The sequence below is a fragment of the Paenibacillus sp. FSL H3-0310 genome (assembly GCF_038002785.1).
Lineage (GTDB): Bacteria > Bacillota > Bacilli > Paenibacillales > Paenibacillaceae > Paenibacillus_AQ > Paenibacillus_AQ odorifer.
Genome location: NZ_JBBODC010000002.1, coordinates 1,021,582 through 1,038,084, shown reverse-complemented (window position 1 = coordinate 1,038,084; position 16,503 = coordinate 1,021,582). Strand labels below are relative to the sequence as shown.

The following is a 16,503-nucleotide window of genomic DNA, read 5'->3' as shown; positions in this document are numbered from 1 at the left end:
GTATAAGAGTTGCTGCTGAGACATTAAACGGCGCCAACGAGAACTTGATCTTTGAAAACTGAACAACGAGTGAGTAGGAAATCACGCAAGTGAAATCCAAATTAGAGAATTAATTTTCTCGTCAGATGTTTCAAAATGAGCATATCGCTCTTTTCAATACTAATTGGAGAGTTTGATCCTGGCTCAGGACGAACGCTGGCGGCGTGCCTAATACATGCAAGTCGAGCGGAGTTATTTTGAAAGCTTGCTTTCAAAATAACTTAGCGGCGGACGGGTGAGTAACACGTAGGCAACCTGCCCTTCAGACTGGGATAACTACCGGAAACGGTAGCTAATACCGGATAATTTCTTTTTTCTCCTGAGAGAAGAATGAAAGACGGAGCAATCTGTCACTGAGGGATGGGCCTGCGGCGCATTAGCTAGTTGGTGGGGTAACGGCCCACCAAGGCGACGATGCGTAGCCGACCTGAGAGGGTGAACGGCCACACTGGGACTGAGACACGGCCCAGACTCCTACGGGAGGCAGCAGTAGGGAATCTTCCGCAATGGGCGAAAGCCTGACGGAGCAACGCCGCGTGAGTGATGAAGGTTTTCGGATCGTAAAGCTCTGTTGCCAGGGAAGAACGTCCGGTAGAGTAACTGCTACCGGAGTGACGGTACCTGAGAAGAAAGCCCCGGCTAACTACGTGCCAGCAGCCGCGGTAATACGTAGGGGGCAAGCGTTGTCCGGAATTATTGGGCGTAAAGCGCGCGCAGGCGGCTATTTAAGTCTGGTGTTTAAACCTTGGGCTCAACCTGAGGTCGCACTGGAAACTGGGTGGCTTGAGTACAGAAGAGGAAAGTGGAATTCCACGTGTAGCGGTGAAATGCGTAGATATGTGGAGGAACACCAGTGGCGAAGGCGACTTTCTGGGCTGTAACTGACGCTGAGGCGCGAAAGCGTGGGGAGCAAACAGGATTAGATACCCTGGTAGTCCACGCCGTAAACGATGAGTGCTAGGTGTTAGGGGTTTCGATACCCTTGGTGCCGAAGTTAACACAGTAAGCACTCCGCCTGGGGAGTACGGTCGCAAGACTGAAACTCAAAGGAATTGACGGGGACCCGCACAAGCAGTGGAGTATGTGGTTTAATTCGAAGCAACGCGAAGAACCTTACCAGGTCTTGACATCCCTCTGAATCTGCTAGAGATAGCAGCGGCCTTCGGGACAGAGGAGACAGGTGGTGCATGGTTGTCGTCAGCTCGTGTCGTGAGATGTTGGGTTAAGTCCCGCAACGAGCGCAACCCTTAACTTTAGTTGCCAGCAAGTAATGTTGGGCACTCTAGAGTGACTGCCGGTGACAAACCGGAGGAAGGTGGGGATGACGTCAAATCATCATGCCCCTTATGACCTGGGCTACACACGTACTACAATGGCCGGTACAACGGGAAGCGAAGCCGCGAGGTGGAGCCAATCCCATCAAAGCCGGTCTCAGTTCGGATTGCAGGCTGCAACTCGCCTGCATGAAGTCGGAATTGCTAGTAATCGCGGATCAGCATGCCGCGGTGAATACGTTCCCGGGTCTTGTACACACCGCCCGTCACACCACGAGAGTTTACAACACCCGAAGTCGGTGGGGTAACCCGCAAGGGAGCCAGCCGCCGAAGGTGGGGTAGATGATTGGGGTGAAGTCGTAACAAGGTAGCCGTATCGGAAGGTGCGGCTGGATCACCTCCTTTCTATGGAGAATCGTTCTCTGCAATGAGGACATTCAAATCGGAAGTTTAACTTCCAAAACTCAGGTTTAGGCCTGTTACTCACTCGTTGCTCAGTTTTGAGAGTTTAAGCTCTCAAGTAAGACTTGATCCTTGAAAACTGGATACCGAAACGAATTTGCGTTTTAGAACATCTTTTAGCAACTTGTGTAAACAAGTAAATGTTATTAGTGAGATTTTTCTTCGGAAGAATCAAGGTTAAGCTAATAAGAGCACACGGAGGATGCCTAGGCGCCAGGAGCCGACGAAGGACGTGGCGAACAACGAAACTGCCTCGGGGAGCTGTAAGCAAGCTTTGATCCGGGGGTGTCCGAATGGGGAAACCCAGCTGTGGTAATTCGCAGTTACTCATTTCTGAATACATAGGAAATGTAGAGGCAGACCAGGGGAACTGAAACATCTAAGTACCCTGAGGAAGAGAAAACAATAGTGATTCCGTCAGTAGCGGCGAGCGAACGCGGAACAGCCTAAACCTAAGAGCTTGCTCTTAGGGGTTGTGGGACGTCTCACATGGAGTTACAAAGGAATATGGTAGGTGAAGAGGTCTGGAAAGGCCCGCGATAGAGGTAAAAGCCCTGTAACCTAAACTGTGTTCTCTCCGAGACGGATCCCGAGTAGTGCGGGGCACGTGAAACCCCGTATGAATCCAGCAGGACCATCTGCTAAGGCTAAATACTACCTGGCGACCGATAGTGAAACAGTACCGTGAGGGAAAGGTGAAAAGCACCCCGGAAGGGGAGTGAAATAGAACCTGAAACCGTGTGCTTACAAAAAGTCAGAGCCCTATTAATGGGTGATGGCGTGCCTTTTGTAGAATGAACCGGCGAGTTACGTTTAACATGCAAGGTTAAGCCGAGAAGGTGGAGCCGCAGCGAAAGCGAGTCTGAATAGGGCGAATTAGTATGTGGACGTAGACCCGAAACCGTGTGATCTACCCCTGTCCAGGGTGAAGGTGCGGTAACACGCACTGGAGGCCCGAACCCACGTACGTTGAAAAGTGCGGGGATGAGGTGGGGGTAGCGGAGAAATTCCAATCGAACTCGGAGATAGCTGGTTCTCCCCGAAATAGCTTTAGGGCTAGCCTCGGTATAAGAGTAGTGGAGGTAGAGCACTGATTGGGTGCGGGGTCCGCAAGGATTACCAAGCTCAGTCAAACTCCGAATGCCATATACTTATTGCCGGGAGTCAGACAGTGAGTGCTAAGATCCATTGTCAAAAGGGAAACAGCCCAGACCATCAGCTAAGGTCCCCAAGTGTGTGTTAAGTGGGAAAGGATGTGGAGTTGCACAGACAACCAGGATGTTGGCTTAGAAGCAGCCACCATTGAAAGAGTGCGTAATAGCTCACTGGTCGAGTGACTCTGCGCCGAAAATGTAACGGGGCTAAACACACCACCGAAGCTATGGCTAGATACGTATGTATCTGGGGTAGGGGAGCGTTGTGTAGGGGTTGAAGGTGTACTGAAAAGAGCGCTGGACACTACACAAGTGAGAATGCCGGTATGAGTAACGAAAAGATCAGTGAGAATCTGATCCGCCGAAAGCCCAAGGTTTCCTGAGGAAGGCTCGTCCGCTCAGGGTAAGTCGGGACCTAAGGCGAGGCCGAAAGGCGTAGTCGAAGGACAACAGTTTGAAATTACTGTACCACCGTAATCCGCTATGAGCGATGGGGTGACGCAGGAGGGTAGTGACGCGGACTGATGGATGTCCGTCTAAGCAGTGAGGCTGATGTGTAGGCAAATCCGCACATCGTTAAGGCTGGGCTGTGATGGGGAGCGAAAATTATAGTAGCGAAGGTCATGATCTCACACTGCCAAGAAAAGCCTCTAGCCAGGAGAAGGTGCCCGTACCGCAAACCGACACAGGTAGGCGAGAAGAGAATTCTAAGGCGCGCGGAAGAACTCTCGTTAAGGAACTCGGCAAAATGACCCCGTAACTTCGGGAGAAGGGGTGCCCCGGTAGTGTGAATAGCACGAGGGGGCCGCAGTGAAAAGGCCCAAGCGACTGTTTAGCAAAAACACAGGTCTGTGCGAAGCCGCAAGGCGAAGTATACGGGCTGACGCCTGCCCGGTGCTGGAAGGTTAAGGGGAGTGGTTAGGGGTAACCCGAAGCTATGAACCGAAGCCCCAGTAAACGGCGGCCGTAACTATAACGGTCCTAAGGTAGCGAAATTCCTTGTCAGGTAAATTCTGACCCGCACGAATGGCGTAACGACTTGGGCGCTGTCTCAACGAGAGATCCGGTGAAATTTTAATACCTGTGAAGATGCAGGTTACCCGCGACAAGACGGAAAGACCCCATGGAGCTTTACTGCAGCTTGATATTGAATTTGGGTACGATCTGTACAGGATAGGTGGGAGCCGTAGAAATCGGAGCGCAAGCTTCGGTGGAGGCGCCGTTGGGATACCACCCTGATCGTATCTAGGTTCTAACCTAGTACCCTTATCGGGTACGGGGACCGTGTCAGGCGGGCAGTTTGACTGGGGCGGTCGCCTCCTAAAGAGTAACGGAGGCGTTCCAAGGTTCCCTCAGAATGGTTGGAAATCATTCGCAGAGTGCAAAGGCATAAGGGAGCTTGACTGCGAGACCTACAAGTCGAGCAGGGACGAAAGTCGGACTTAGTGATCCGGTGGTACCGCATGGAAGGGCCATCGCTCAACGGATAAAAGCTACCCTGGGGATAACAGGCTTATCTCCCCCAAGAGTCCACATCGACGGGGAGGTTTGGCACCTCGATGTCGGCTCATCGCATCCTGGGGCTGAAGTAGGTCCCAAGGGTTGGGCTGTTCGCCCATTAAAGCGGTACGCGAGCTGGGTTCAGAACGTCGTGAGACAGTTCGGTCCCTATCTGTCGTGGGCGCAGGAAATTTGAGAGGAGCTGTCCTTAGTACGAGAGGACCGGGATGGACGTACCGCTGGTGCACCAGTTGTTCCGCCAGGAGCATGGCTGGGTAGCTACGTACGGACGGGATAAGCGCTGAAAGCATCTAAGCGTGAAGCCCCCCTCAAGATGAGATTTCCCAATTAGTAAGACCCCTTGAAGACGACGAGGTAGATAGGTTGGAGGTGGAAGTGCAGTAATGCATGGAGCTGACCAATACTAATCGGTCGAGGGCTTATCCTATACGTAGAATGCAGATTCGTTTCGGATTCAGTTTTCAGGCATCAAGCCTGTAACACGCTTAGAAATTCATTGTCACTTCTGGTGATGAACCGAATTTCACGCGGCAGCGTCTGTTTCACAGACGCATGTTTGGTGGCGATAGCGGAGGGGTTCCACGCGTACCCATCCCGAACACGACCGTTAAGCCCTCCAGCGCCGATGGTACTTGGACCGAAGGGTCCTGGGAGAGTAGGACGTTGCCAAGCACATTAAGCCATTGTTGATTTATCAGCAGTGGCTTTTTTGTTTTTTTTGGACAAGAGTGTTATTTGAAGGGGAGTACAACATCTGAAGGGGCTGTAATTGAGTGACATTTTTGTTACCGACGCTGAGGTCGATACAAGTATAATAGATAAGTGCAAATAATAAGCAACATCTCTAATACGAAGGAACTACTCATAAATTCTAACTTTGAATTTTCTTGTGTCTTTAGATGCATTGTGGAGGTAAGGAGGATTTAAGGCATGAAACAAACAAGAATTATTAAGATATTAATTTTTTCGTGTATAGTAGCTTTAATACTGGCAGGCTGCGGTACGAAAGCGCCCAGCTGGGATGCTTTTGAGGGTGCGCTAAACGAGAAAAATTTCCCTGTGCCCCAAGAGGCGTACTCCCCAGACCAGACTACGACAAACGTTGCTATGGATTATGTGCGTTATTCTTTACCTGGATTAAAGGAGAAGAACGGCATCCCAGAGGAGTATATGGATACTATTAAGGCCTGGGGATGGGTTGAACAGGAAGAGGAGAATACCGATTCATCTGGTGTTTTTCAGAAGGATGGAGTAACGGTTCATTTAACAGTGCATGATGATTATTTTATAGTTATGATTCCTAAAGAAAAGAAGGCCTTAATTAAAGGTCTTAAGACAAAATAAATAATCGCCGTCCTTTATGGATGGCGATTATTTATTTATATGCGAACACAGGTTAACTGTACTCTATTGAGAGTAATAGGAGGCATCGGTTGGATTAAACTTAAGCATGCCTTCCTTGTTGCGTTGATTTATTTTGAACAGTGTATAGAGACGGGGCAATAAAAGCCACAAGTGGCAAATAATCAGGGATACTGTAAATGCCGGTGGTGACCAAAAAATAAAGAGAGCTGCAATACAAAGACCAATATAAAAATTATGTAACTGTACTTTACGGAAAATGCGGTAACTAATGTGTTGATCTGGCATGAAGCCAAGCCACGGGATTTTAAATGAGATGGACCATCTTTTTGAAATAGGATGCCCGGAGATTAGAAGTACTGAGCGTGAAATAACATATTGAACCCAGAACATAACCGGAGCAGCTATAATTAAGTAGAGAATACTCCACCAAGAAAGAAAGACTGTCTCGAGCACAAGGACCAAAAGAGGGAGCAAAATATAAACACGCAGCAGAGGTGCCGTTAGATTAATTTTTTTGATTAATTTATATTGATAGAATGTAGCAGCGCCTTTGGTGTTGGGTTCCATATAAAATAGACTAACCTCCTCACAGATTCATATGTTCTTAATATCGGCGAATGAAAGCATTTTATTAAACTATGGGCGAATATTCACCGATATAGGGGCAGCGGAATATATATAATACACGAAACGAAGGATATGAAAAAACTATGAAAAGGTTTAAAATGATAGAAGGTGTATCATACTGTTCTTAAAAGAGTCAAGGTGGGATGGTTATGGAACAGCAAACCGGGCAAGCTTGTATCATTTGTGGGCAGGAAAAAGAAGAAGGTATTGTGATTGTCTCGCATTTTATTTGTGAGGATTGTGAGGCAGAAATGATCCGTACCGAGGCAGAAGATGCTAAGTACCGTTTTTTTATTGGCCAGATGAAGAAGATCGGATTGCAAAAGAACGCTTAAGTAGAGTAACTCTGTTAATTGATGCGGATAAGAGAGCAGTCTGGATGAAAGATATAAGGGCTGCATTAGAGATATTCATATACGGCTTCCTCGTTGTTTAAGCGGGGGGAGCCGTTTTGCTGTTCAGTCAGATGCTTTTATGAGGAAACATAGGAGTTTCTGAATATTTACGTTAAAATAGAAGGAACCCTATGGGAAGGAATTTAATATGAATAAATTACAACGATGTAGGGCACCTGTATACGAAATGCTGGAGCAATATAGAATTGTGGGTAATATATCTTATCATGTGCCGGGACATAAAAATGGAGCGGCATATGACTGCGTAGAAGGCGCTGGGTTTCTAGATGAGGTCATGAAGTACGATGTTACGGAGATTACCGGCACGGATGATCTTCATCATCCTGAGGGAGTCATTAAGGAAGCACAGGAGCTGGCTGCTGATTGCTTTGGAGCAGAGGAGAGTTTTTTTCTAGTTGGCGGAAGTACGGCGGGTAACCTGGCGCTGATTCTAACGTCTTGCCCCGAGCCAGGAATGATTCTGATTCTTCAACGAAATGTGCATAAATCAGTGATTCATGGTCTTATGTTAGCTGGAGTGAGGGCTGTTTTCGTCGAGCCGCTGATTGATCCACTCAGCGGCTTGGCAGTAGCGCCGGCGGCAGAAGCTGTTGAGGCTGCACTTGCAGCCTATCCGGAAGCCGCCGCTGTATTTGTCACCATGCCCAATTACTACGGCATGGGCAGTGACCTTGCGCCCCTCGCGCGTATTTGCCACGACAGCGGTGTACCGCTGCTTGTCGATGAAGCGCATGGGGCGCATTACGGGCAGCACCCGGCACTGCCTGCCGGGGCGCTTGCTTGTGGCGCGGACGGCGTAGTGCAGTCCACGCACAAGATGCTCACTGCGATGACCATGGGCGCTATGCTGCATGTTCAAGGGCAGCGGCTCGACCGCGCCCTGCTCTCGCAGCGGCTCGCCATGGTGCAGAGCTCCAGCCCATCATATCCTATGATGGCGTCACTTGATCTTGCCCGGCGGCTGCTGCACAGCCGGGGCAGCGAGGCTTTCACGGCAGGGCTGGCCGCCGTGGATGTCCTGCGGCGCGGCCTTGCCGAGCTGCCGCGCTATGGATTGGTGCAGCCGGCAGAGCCGCTGCACGACGGCACGCCGCTGCATAAGGCGGCGTACGAGACGCAGGACCCCTTCAAAGTCGTCATTTATGACGCCACCGGGGTCCTAGGCGGTTTCGAGCTGCAGCGCAGGCTCGAGGCTAAGGGCTGTGTGCCGGAGATGAGTGACGACCGGCACGTAGTGCTGCTGTTCAGCCTCGGTTCGAAGGCTGAAGATGCAGCAAGGTTATTGCAGGCGCTGCGGGAAATAGAGTCGGAGGATACATCCGAATCACCGCACACCGCAGGCATTTCAGAATCTCGAAATATTTCCACGTGGAACAATTTGAATGTTTTACAAATCTCAGCACCTGTTCCCTTCTCTTTGAAGCCGGTGTCAGCCAATGAGGTAGAAAGTATTAATCTTGAACACAGCGTGGGGAGAGTAGCTGCAGAAATGGTAATTCCCTATCCACCAGGCATTCCATTATTATATCCGGGTGAGGTCATCACAGATCAGATACAGCAAAGACTGACTGGTTTAGCTTATGGAGGCGCGAAGTTCCAGGCTTGTGCTGATCCGGTCTTGCAGCGTATTAAGGTATACAACATTCAGAAGGGCGGAGAAGTATAAGTGGGCAAAGAAGGTTTCTTCATAACATTAGAAGGGGGCGAAGGCTCCGGAAAAACAACGGTACTGGGCAGAGTAGCAGCATATTTGCAGAATCGGTCCATGCCCTATCGAATTACACGTGAACCTGGAGGCATAGAAATCGCCGAAAAAATTCGCTCTATTATTCTGGATCCTGCCCATACTGCAATGGATGCACGTACTGAGGCATTGCTGTACGCTGCATCAAGAAGCCAACATCTCGCTGAAGTAGTAGAGCCAGCTCTTAGAGAAGGGCTTACAGTCCTCTGTGACCGCTTTGTAGACAGCAGTCTCGTTTATCAAGGACATGCAAGAGGATTAGGTATGGAAGAGGTGTGGAGTATTAACCGTTTTGCTATTGGAAATCGCATGCCCGATCTAACCTTTTATCTGGATGTAGACCCTGAGATTGGATTATCACGGATTGCGGCCAATCAAGATCGCGAAGTCAATCGTCTGGATATGGAGAGTCTTGCCTTTCATCAGAAGGTTCGTGAAGGTTATCATTTATTAATTAAGGCGAATCCGGAGAGAATAGTAGTTCTTGATGCAAACCGCCCTATTTATCTGGTAGAACAAGATATCGTGAGAACTCTTGAAGAGAGAGTATTAAAGGGTTTTTAGGGTGTTTTGTCTAATATAATAAGAGAAGTGGCATATAACTAAGCGTTTGCTTATGAAGTGAGGTTACTACTAAGAACACATTAAGTAGTAATACTCCATAAAACTTTTTTGGGAGGGAATGCGAAGATGAAGTTGATCATTGCAATTATCCAGGATAAAGACAGTAACCGGTTATCCAGTGAGCTAGTAAAAGCCAATTTCCGTGCTACCAAACTCGCAAGTACAGGTGGATTTCTGCGGGCGGGAAATACGACATTTATGATTGGGGTAGAAGACAGTCAGATCGAAGCTGTATTGAACGTTATCCGTAACAGCTGTAAAGTGCGTGAACAACTAGTCACTCCAGTAACTCCGATGAGTGGCACGACGGATTCCTATTTACCGCTCCCTGTTGAAGTACAGGTCGGTGGCGCTACTGTATTCGTGCTTCCTGTAGATCGTTTCGAACATTATTAAGTATAATATAAATGAGTAAGTCATTTACAAAAAAGGGGCGGTAGATAACCTTTGAAGATCAATCCGGGATATAGGCCCTTAAAGAGTGAGCTTCCAAATGCAGAAGGGGCTAATAAGCCTGTTCAGCAGAAATCGTTCTCTGACGTTTTTCAGCAGCAAGGTGAACAGAAAACCAAAGATGAACTAAACCGCCAGATCAAAGAAATACAGTCACAAGGCGACCGTTTATCTAAGTCTATGACCATTCGTGAACTCACCATTTACCGGATGATGATCAAAAGGTTTCTGGAAGAAACCGCTCGTAGAGGCGTTATACTGAAAGAGACACGTGGATGGGATAGACGTGGGCGGGGTAAGCGTTACAAGCTGCTTGAGGAAATTGATGCGGCTTTGCTATCTATGGCAGACGATCTGCTGAATAGTGAGCAGGGCCGAATAGATCTGTTGGGACGTGTTGGAGAAATTCGTGGGTTGTTAATCAACCTTTCTTTTTAAAGTTTTGGGAGGAAATTATGCCTTTTCATGATATAGTAGGCCAGGAGCATGCTAAACGGCTACTCCAAAATGCCTTGCGCAAGGATGCTGTGAGCCATGCTTATTTATTTACAGGACCAGCAGGCAGTGGACAAATGAAGACGGCGCTGATGTTTGCCCAAGCAATTTTTTGCACGGAAAGCAAGGATGACGCCTGTGGCGAATGTCTAGAGTGCCGAAAGGTTGAGCATGGAAACCATCCTGATTTGTCATTGCTGCAGCCCGACGGTGCAAGCATAAAAATAGACCAGATCCGTGAGCTGCAGCGTGTCTTTTCCTATCGATCTGAGGGTGTGAATCCAAAGGTTTATATTATAGATGGGGCAGACAAAATGACGGTACAAGCTGCCAATAGTTTGTTGAAGTTTCTGGAAGAACCGCCAGCTCCGGCAGTGGGAATCCTAATATCTGATAATAGTCGTTCTTTATTGCCGACGATTCAGTCACGGACTCAGCGGATCCCATTTAGTCCGTTAAATCCGGATATTATGCTTCAAGCGCTAGCAAGTGAGGGTGTGCCGATCCCCTTAGCTCGATGTGCAGTATCACTCAGTTCGGGACTTGATGGTTGCAGGGAACTTTTGGAACAGAATTGGTTTGCAGAAATGAGAAATCTAGTGTTACAATTAGCTAAGGAGTCCTTAAGCAAGGGCAGCTCCACGGTAGCAACTGCCGGGCAGAAGCTGTTCAAGACTGGGCTCGCTGAACATTTGGATATCCTTTTCAGCATGTTCCATCTATGGTTTAAAGATATGCTCTACTTCCTGTACCGCAAGCACGAAAGTATCGTTTTTATAGATCAGTTAGACTTTATTTCCAGGCATGCCCGTGGGCGCAGTGCGGAACAATGGGTGGCTTATATGGGATATGCTGCAGAGAGTACTAAGAAGCTGCGTTCCAATGCCAATGCCCAGTTGTGTCTGGAGCAGTTCTTAATCCGACTGGAAAGTTAAAGGATTAGCAATGATATATCCTCCGGATGTCGCTTTACCTGGAAGTATCGTTTTAACAGACGAGGAAGGACAAGCATGGATCATCAGGGAGCGGACATGCCCATAGGTTCCTTTTACCGGCAAACAAGGGGGTTAATTTTTGTACAGCGTAGTAGGTGTCCGTTTTAAAAAAGCGGGTAAAATATATTATTTTGATCCACTTGATTTTCCGATTGAACGAGATCAATGTGTTATTGTTGAGACAGCACGTGGGGTGGAATACGGTAAGGTTGTCGTAGGCAAAAAAGAGGTGGAGGAGTCCGATGTTGTACTACCCCTCAAAAAAGTGATGCGTATTGCCGGAGAAACCGACGCACGCGTTGTTGAGGAGAACAAAAGCGCCGCTAAGGAGGCTTTTACCACCTGTTTAAATAAAATACGCGACCACGGTCTCAAAATGAAGCTCGTAGATGTAGAGTTTACTTTTGACCGTAATAAGATTATATTTTACTTTACGGCTGAAGGACGCGTTGACTTTAGAGAATTGGTTAAGGATCTGGCAAGTATTTTTCGGACCCGCATTGAGCTTCGGCAAATTGGGGTACGTGATGAAGCTAAGATGCTAGGTGGACTTGGACCTTGTGGACGAGTGCTTTGCTGCTCCTCATGGTTAGGGGATTTTGAACCCGTATCCATAAAAATGGCCAAGGATCAGAACCTTTCACTTAATCCGACGAAGATTTCCGGACTTTGTGGACGTCTGATGTGTTGTTTGAAATTTGAGCATGACAATTATGAGAGTGTAAAGGAAGAAATGCCAGCGGTCGGCAAAATTGTCGTGACCTCATTGGGGGATGGCAAAGTAGTAGGAATCAATGCCGGAAACCGTACGGTTCATGTACAGTTGTTTGAAGTGGGCAAAGTTAAGGAACTTCCAATGGATGATGTTGTCGTCAAGTAAACCATATAAGGTTACTTTCGGGGTGGAAACTTGGAGAAGAAAAATATATTTGCACACATGCAGGATATGGAAGCGCAGATGGAAACGATGCGCGCCAATCTTGGAGAATGGAAACAGACGGTAAAAGAACTGATGGAAGCTAACCAGAGGTTAACTCTGGAGAATGAACAGCTTCGCAAAATTTTAAAGCGGGATGCACCTTTGGATCCTACCGTAGATTCTGCGGAGGCGGAAGCTCTTTTAGCTACCGGAGAGGGAACAGAAGAGGTTGTCGGGGAAGGTTATGACAACTTGGCTCGACTTTACCACGAAGGCTTTCACATCTGTAATGTTTATTTTGGACATTTACGCACGGAAGGTGACTGTCTGTTCTGTCTTTCTTTTCTTAATAAATGAGGATATCCAGCCGTAGGAGATTAATCCTACGGTTTTTTTTGAATTTTAGCCCATAGGCATATGGCTTTGAAGCAAGTTTTTCTCAACAAAACCTTTAGGAGATTATTACATGACGAATTCTTTTAATGATATATCTGTCCCCTTGTTACCGACGGAGCGGGTGGATGATTTACTAACACATGATCTGCGCATTATTCAAAGTGATGAAGTATTTAGTTTTTCTATGGATGCTGTATTGCTTGCTCGTTTCGCCAGTGTTCCGCCACGTGGAAGAGTTCTAGATCTTTGTACGGGAAATGGTGTAATACCGATTTTAATGACTACCCGGACAAAAGCTTCTATAGAAGGTATTGAAATACAACCTCGTTTAGCTGATATGGCTCGTCGTAGCGTGGCTCTAAATGGCCTTCAGGATCAGGTTGTAATTCATGAAGGTGATTTGCGCGAGTTATATACTACCGCAGGACATGGTGTGTATGATGCAATAACGGTGAACCCTCCTTATATGCCGCTTAATGGCAGTGATCTGAAGCTGAACAGCCATCAGGCTATGGCTCGCCATGAGATAGGCTGTACACTGGAGGAGGTCATTCAGGCTTGTGTGCGATTGGTTCGGACGGGCGGAAAGGTAAGTATGGTTCATAAACCACAACGGTTGGTTGATATTATCAGTCTTATGAGACAATATAGACTCGAGCCAAAGATTATTCGGTTTGTACATCCACGTGCCCATCTGGAGGCAAATATGGTATTAATCGAAGCCGCACGTGATGGAAAGCCTGAGGTTCGTTTACAACCACCGCTCATCGTATATAATGAGGACAATCAATACTGTCCAGAGATTATGGACATCTACTATGGTGCTAAAGAGGGTAAATCATGAAGATATCATGTCAAAGCAGTTTTCAAAACAAGACTAATACCAGTACTCAGGAGACAACAGGGTCGCTTTTTCTGGTGGCTACACCTATCGGTAATCTGGAGGATATGACCTATCGTGCAGTCCGTACATTGCAGGAATGTGATATTATTGCCGCGGAAGATACGAGACAGACCCGAAAATTACTCAGCCACTTTGAGATTTCACCTTCGATGTTGTTTAGTTATCATGAGCATAATAAGGCCGCCAGTGGACCTGAGCTTGTACGCTATATAATAGAAGGAAAAAATTTGGCACTCGTCAGCGATGCCGGTTTACCAGCGATTTCTGACCCTGGAGCGGATCTTGTAGCCCTTGCAATAAGTCATGGAATTCCGGTGATTCCTATCCCTGGAGCTAACGCAGCGTTGTCAGCTTTGATCGCTTCTGGTCTATCTACGAATACGTTCACCTTTATCGGCTTTCTTCCCCGAGAGCGTAAGGACATCCGAGCAGTATTAAGTCCACTTCGTTCGGCTCAAGGCACTTTGTTGTTCTACGAATCTCCCCATCGCGTAGTTAAGACACTTGCTCATCTTCAAGAAGCATTCGGTAATCGCCAGATTGTGTTGGCACGTGAATTAACGAAAAGATATGAGGAGTTTCTACGCGGTTCGATTGAGGAATGTACACTATGGGTGGCTGAACATCCTCCGCTAGGCGAATATGTTATTGTCGTAGAAGGGGAGAGCAAGGAAGATGCAGAAATCGCAGAATCGGCGTGGTGGCGTCAGTTAAGCATTGAAGATCATGTAGCTCATTACGAAGCACAGGATGTACCACGGAAAGAGGCTATGAAAAAAGCGGCATCAGACCGGGGTGTAGCCAAACGGGATATTTATAATGCGTTGCTTGATAGAGCAGAAGAGTAAGTGTTATAGACGAATTCCTAGAATAACTAAGGATTTTTGGAGCCGTTTCGAGCTTGAGTGATTTATCTGTAGGTTAAATGTAATTTGTACAGTTATTTTTGAATTTTTTTATGTATTTGTTCGTTTAGTTGTACTTCATACAGTTATAAAGGTGGAAAGGATTGATTTCACGGAGATATAGGAAATATAAGTGTACAAAATACAATTAATTCGTTTAATGGTAAAAAGCATTTAAAATAACTGTAAGAAATACAACTAAGTATTACTAGTTCCGTCTTGAAGCACATTGCCCTTAGGGAGGGGATAACCAGGAGGGCAAACCCAGACATAAAAAATACCTCCCGCGGTCACGGGAGGTCAAGGAGATATGAAAAGGTTAGAATTAACAATTTGATTAGTTCTATTATATACTATTTAATTTAGTTTGTCACAGGGGTAGGGATGGAAGATATGCATTCATGACAAACTATTTTTCCTTTAAAGTAAGTTACGTTCTCAGCGTTGCCACAGAAAATGCAGGCAGGCTCATACTTTTTAAGCATAATCCGTTCGCCATCAACGTAAATTTCCAGTGCGTCCTTTTCGCCAATGCCAAGTGTACGGCGTAATTCAATAGGAATAACAACCCGTCCAAGTTCGTCTACTTTTCTTACAATTCCTGTTGATTTCATCATAACAATCGTTACTCCTCTCAATGTTCCAAAAACGTCATTATTCGACATTGTTCACTGTTTTATGATACTTATAATACCAACGATTCCCAAATCAGTCAACCTTTTTTCATAGGCCGAATAAGAAAATTTCCATAAGAACTTTGAATGTCCCTATAAAAATTAAGAATTACCCTGAAAGCATTTTGTCGATTTACCAAGACCAAAAATGATACTTTTCGACAAAGTACGACATAATTACTTATTATATACTGATATTAGTTAAAATCATATTAAATTATTAGAAGGAGTTGATCTCATGAAGCAGCCGCTCACGGAAGAAAAAGTTTTCAAGGATCCCGTTCATAATTATATTCACGTACAGGATACGATTATTTGGCGACTAATTAATACAAAAGAATTTCAGCGTTTACGCCGGATTCGCCAGTTAGGTACCTCATATCTCACTTTTCATGGTGCAGAGCATAGTCGTTTTTCTCATTCTTTAGGAGTATATGAAATTACACGCAGAATCATTTCGCAATTTGAGCGCAGCGGGTATAAGGATTGGATTCCTGAAGAAAGTTTGCTTACTTTGTGTGCGGCTTTGCTGCATGATTTAGGGCATGGTCCATTTTCACATTCTATAGAAGAAGCTTTTGAAATGAACCATGAGGATTGGACCTGCCGAATTATTTTGGAGGACACGGAGATCACCGAAATATTGCGTGATGTGGAGGAAGATTTTCCTCGTAAAGTAGCCTCAGTTATCTCTAAGACATATGAGCATGAAATTGTTGTCAATTTGGTTTCCAGTCCGCTGGATGCTGATCGTATGGATTATTTGCTGCGTGATGCGTACTATACAGGTGTAAACTATGGAACCATCGACATTGATCGGATTTTGAGAATGCTTCGTCCTTATAATGGGCGGATTGTAGTAAAAGAATCAGGTATGCATGCCATTGAAGATTATTTAATGTCGCGTTATCAAATGTACTGGCAGGTATATTTTCATCCGGTGACGCGCAGCTCTGAAATTATTTTGCGTCAAATCTTCCGTAGAGCTAAAGAATTGTTCCAAGAGGGGTACAAATTTCGCTTTATGATCGCTCCGCTGGAAGATCTCTTTCGAGGAGAAGTAACAGTGAAGCAATATTTAATGCTTGATGAGGCACTGGTACAGACTGCTTTTATGCAATGGACACTTGAAGAAGATGAGTTATTAAGCGACTTGTGTACCCGTTTTATTCATCGTAAACTGTATAAATATGTAGAGATCGAGAATTTGGATACAGATATGATTACGGAAATCCGCAGCAGTTTTGCGGGAGCGGGACTTAACCCAGAATATGACTTAGAGATTGATTATCCGACAGATTTGCCTTATGATGTGTTCCGTCCAGGAGCAGCCTTCGACAATAATCAAATTTTACTGCTTGATCGCAATGAGCAATTGCGGGAAATTTCAGAGGTATCGGATATTGTGCGCTCAATAAGCGGAATTCATCGTGGCAGATATCACCTATATTTCCCACAGGATAAGCTGAAAAAAGCCCTTACACGGTTGCCCTCTTCTGTAGCAGAGATTTTTGCAAAATAATACAAATATTTATG

14 protein-coding genes and 3 rRNA genes are annotated in these 16,503 nt (G+C 46.2%); 15 read left to right on the top strand and 2 right to left on the bottom strand.

All coding sequences use genetic code 11. The features are described 5' to 3' along the window. The first annotated feature begins 160 nt into the window (after positions 1–160). The 4 genes from MHH63_RS24045 to MHH63_RS24030 all read left to right on the top strand — a co-directional run bounded on the left by MHH63_RS24045 (position 161) and on the right by MHH63_RS24030 (position 5,794). Positions 161–1,718, top strand: a 16S ribosomal RNA gene (locus MHH63_RS24045). A 232-nt stretch (positions 1,719–1,950) separates the two neighbouring features. Continuing rightward, a 23S ribosomal RNA gene (locus tag MHH63_RS24040) occupies positions 1,951–4,877 on the top strand. Between the two features lie 128 nt (positions 4,878–5,005). Beyond that, positions 5,006–5,122: ribosomal RNA gene (gene rrf, locus MHH63_RS24035) — 5S ribosomal RNA — on the top strand. The 16S, 23S and 5S rRNA genes sit together here, the layout of an rRNA operon. A gap of 258 nt (positions 5,123–5,380) precedes the next feature. After that, positions 5,381–5,794, top strand: coding sequence for a hypothetical protein (locus MHH63_RS24030; protein WP_036678856.1), 414 nt, complete (start codon positions 5,381–5,383; stop codon positions 5,792–5,794). A gap of 63 nt (positions 5,795–5,857) precedes the next feature. Here the strand turns inward: MHH63_RS24030 and MHH63_RS24025 are convergent, their stop codons facing one another. Beyond that, entirely contained in the window at positions 5,858–6,382 is a 525-nt protein-coding gene (locus tag MHH63_RS24025; protein ID WP_076130063.1) for a hypothetical protein, read from the bottom strand. Positions 6,383–6,591: 209 nt separating this feature from the next. Here MHH63_RS24025 and MHH63_RS24020 point away from each other — a divergent pair, with 209 nt between their 5' ends. The 10 genes from MHH63_RS24020 (at position 6,592) to rsmI (ending at position 14,236) form a co-directional block, all read left to right on the top strand. After that, a complete protein-coding gene (locus tag MHH63_RS24020) occupies positions 6,592–6,777 on the top strand; it encodes a sigma factor G inhibitor Gin (RefSeq protein ID WP_036678851.1) in 186 nt (61 codons plus the stop codon). Between the two features lie 208 nt (positions 6,778–6,985). Further along, the gene (locus MHH63_RS24015; protein ID WP_341172171.1) at positions 6,986–8,524 is read left to right on the top strand and encodes an aminotransferase class I/II-fold pyridoxal phosphate-dependent enzyme; all 1,539 of its coding nucleotides are present in this window, start codon (positions 6,986–6,988) and stop codon (positions 8,522–8,524) included. Beyond that, the gene (gene tmk / locus MHH63_RS24010; RefSeq protein WP_341172170.1) at positions 8,525–9,166 is read left to right on the top strand and encodes a dTMP kinase; all 642 of its coding nucleotides are present in this window, start codon (positions 8,525–8,527) and stop codon (positions 9,164–9,166) included. 126 nt (positions 9,167–9,292) lie between these two features. Beyond that, entirely contained in the window at positions 9,293–9,622 is a 330-nt protein-coding gene (locus MHH63_RS24005; protein WP_036678844.1) for a cyclic-di-AMP receptor, read from the top strand. 51 nt (positions 9,623–9,673) lie between these two features. Next, positions 9,674–10,117 carry a YaaR family protein gene (locus tag MHH63_RS24000; RefSeq protein ID WP_036678842.1) on the top strand — a complete coding sequence of 148 codons (444 nt, stop codon included), beginning with the start codon at positions 9,674–9,676 and terminating at the stop codon, positions 10,115–10,117. Between the two features lie 17 nt (positions 10,118–10,134). Next, positions 10,135–11,109 (top strand): DNA polymerase III subunit delta', encoded by a 975-nt coding sequence (gene holB / locus MHH63_RS23995; protein ID WP_076099912.1) that lies wholly within the window; start codon positions 10,135–10,137, stop codon positions 11,107–11,109. Between the two features lie 139 nt (positions 11,110–11,248). After that, entirely contained in the window at positions 11,249–12,049 is an 801-nt protein-coding gene (locus tag MHH63_RS23990; protein WP_036678838.1) for a PSP1 domain-containing protein, read from the top strand. Between the two features lie 30 nt (positions 12,050–12,079). Continuing rightward, positions 12,080–12,445, top strand: coding sequence for a DNA replication initiation control protein YabA (gene yabA / locus MHH63_RS23985; RefSeq protein WP_036678835.1), 366 nt, complete (start codon positions 12,080–12,082; stop codon positions 12,443–12,445). A gap of 109 nt (positions 12,446–12,554) precedes the next feature. Next, the gene (locus MHH63_RS23980; protein ID WP_341088159.1) at positions 12,555–13,328 is read left to right on the top strand and encodes a tRNA1(Val) (adenine(37)-N6)-methyltransferase; all 774 of its coding nucleotides are present in this window, start codon (positions 12,555–12,557) and stop codon (positions 13,326–13,328) included. After that, positions 13,325–14,236, top strand: coding sequence for a 16S rRNA (cytidine(1402)-2'-O)-methyltransferase (rsmI, locus tag MHH63_RS23975; RefSeq protein WP_341172169.1), 912 nt, complete (start codon positions 13,325–13,327; stop codon positions 14,234–14,236). Before MHH63_RS23980 ends, rsmI begins: the two co-directional genes overlap by 4 nt. A gap of 419 nt (positions 14,237–14,655) precedes the next feature. Here rsmI and MHH63_RS23970 read toward each other — a convergent pair whose 3' ends face one another. Then, entirely contained in the window at positions 14,656–14,910 is a 255-nt protein-coding gene (locus tag MHH63_RS23970; RefSeq protein ID WP_036678829.1) for an AbrB/MazE/SpoVT family DNA-binding domain-containing protein, read from the bottom strand. Between the two features lie 295 nt (positions 14,911–15,205). Between MHH63_RS23970 and MHH63_RS23965 the strand changes: the two genes are divergently transcribed. After that, complete coding sequence (locus MHH63_RS23965) at positions 15,206–16,489, top strand: HD domain-containing protein (RefSeq protein WP_076186801.1); 1,284 nt, start codon at positions 15,206–15,208, stop codon at positions 16,487–16,489. Positions 16,490–16,503: the final 14 nt, after the last annotated feature.

Coding starts and splice junctions, on each gene's coding strand:
- MHH63_RS24030 (WP_036678856.1), top strand. CDS start 5,381: ATGAAACAAACAAGAATTATTAAGATATTAATTTTTTCGTGTATAGTA.
- MHH63_RS24025 (WP_076130063.1), bottom strand. CDS start 6,382: ATGGAACCCAACACCAAAGGCGCTGCTACATTCTATCAATATAAATTA.
- MHH63_RS24005 (WP_036678844.1), top strand. CDS start 9,293: ATGAAGTTGATCATTGCAATTATCCAGGATAAAGACAGTAACCGGTTA.
- MHH63_RS24020 (WP_036678851.1), top strand. CDS start 6,592: ATGGAACAGCAAACCGGGCAAGCTTGTATCATTTGTGGGCAGGAAAAA.
- MHH63_RS23970 (WP_036678829.1), bottom strand. CDS start 14,910: ATGATGAAATCAACAGGAATTGTAAGAAAAGTAGACGAACTTGGACGG.
- MHH63_RS24015 (WP_341172171.1), top strand. CDS start 6,986: ATGAATAAATTACAACGATGTAGGGCACCTGTATACGAAATGCTGGAG.
- holB (WP_076099912.1), top strand. CDS start 10,135: ATGCCTTTTCATGATATAGTAGGCCAGGAGCATGCTAAACGGCTACTC.
- MHH63_RS23980 (WP_341088159.1), top strand. CDS start 12,555: ATGACGAATTCTTTTAATGATATATCTGTCCCCTTGTTACCGACGGAG.
- MHH63_RS23965 (WP_076186801.1), top strand. CDS start 15,206: ATGAAGCAGCCGCTCACGGAAGAAAAAGTTTTCAAGGATCCCGTTCAT.
- rsmI (WP_341172169.1), top strand. CDS start 13,325: ATGAAGATATCATGTCAAAGCAGTTTTCAAAACAAGACTAATACCAGT.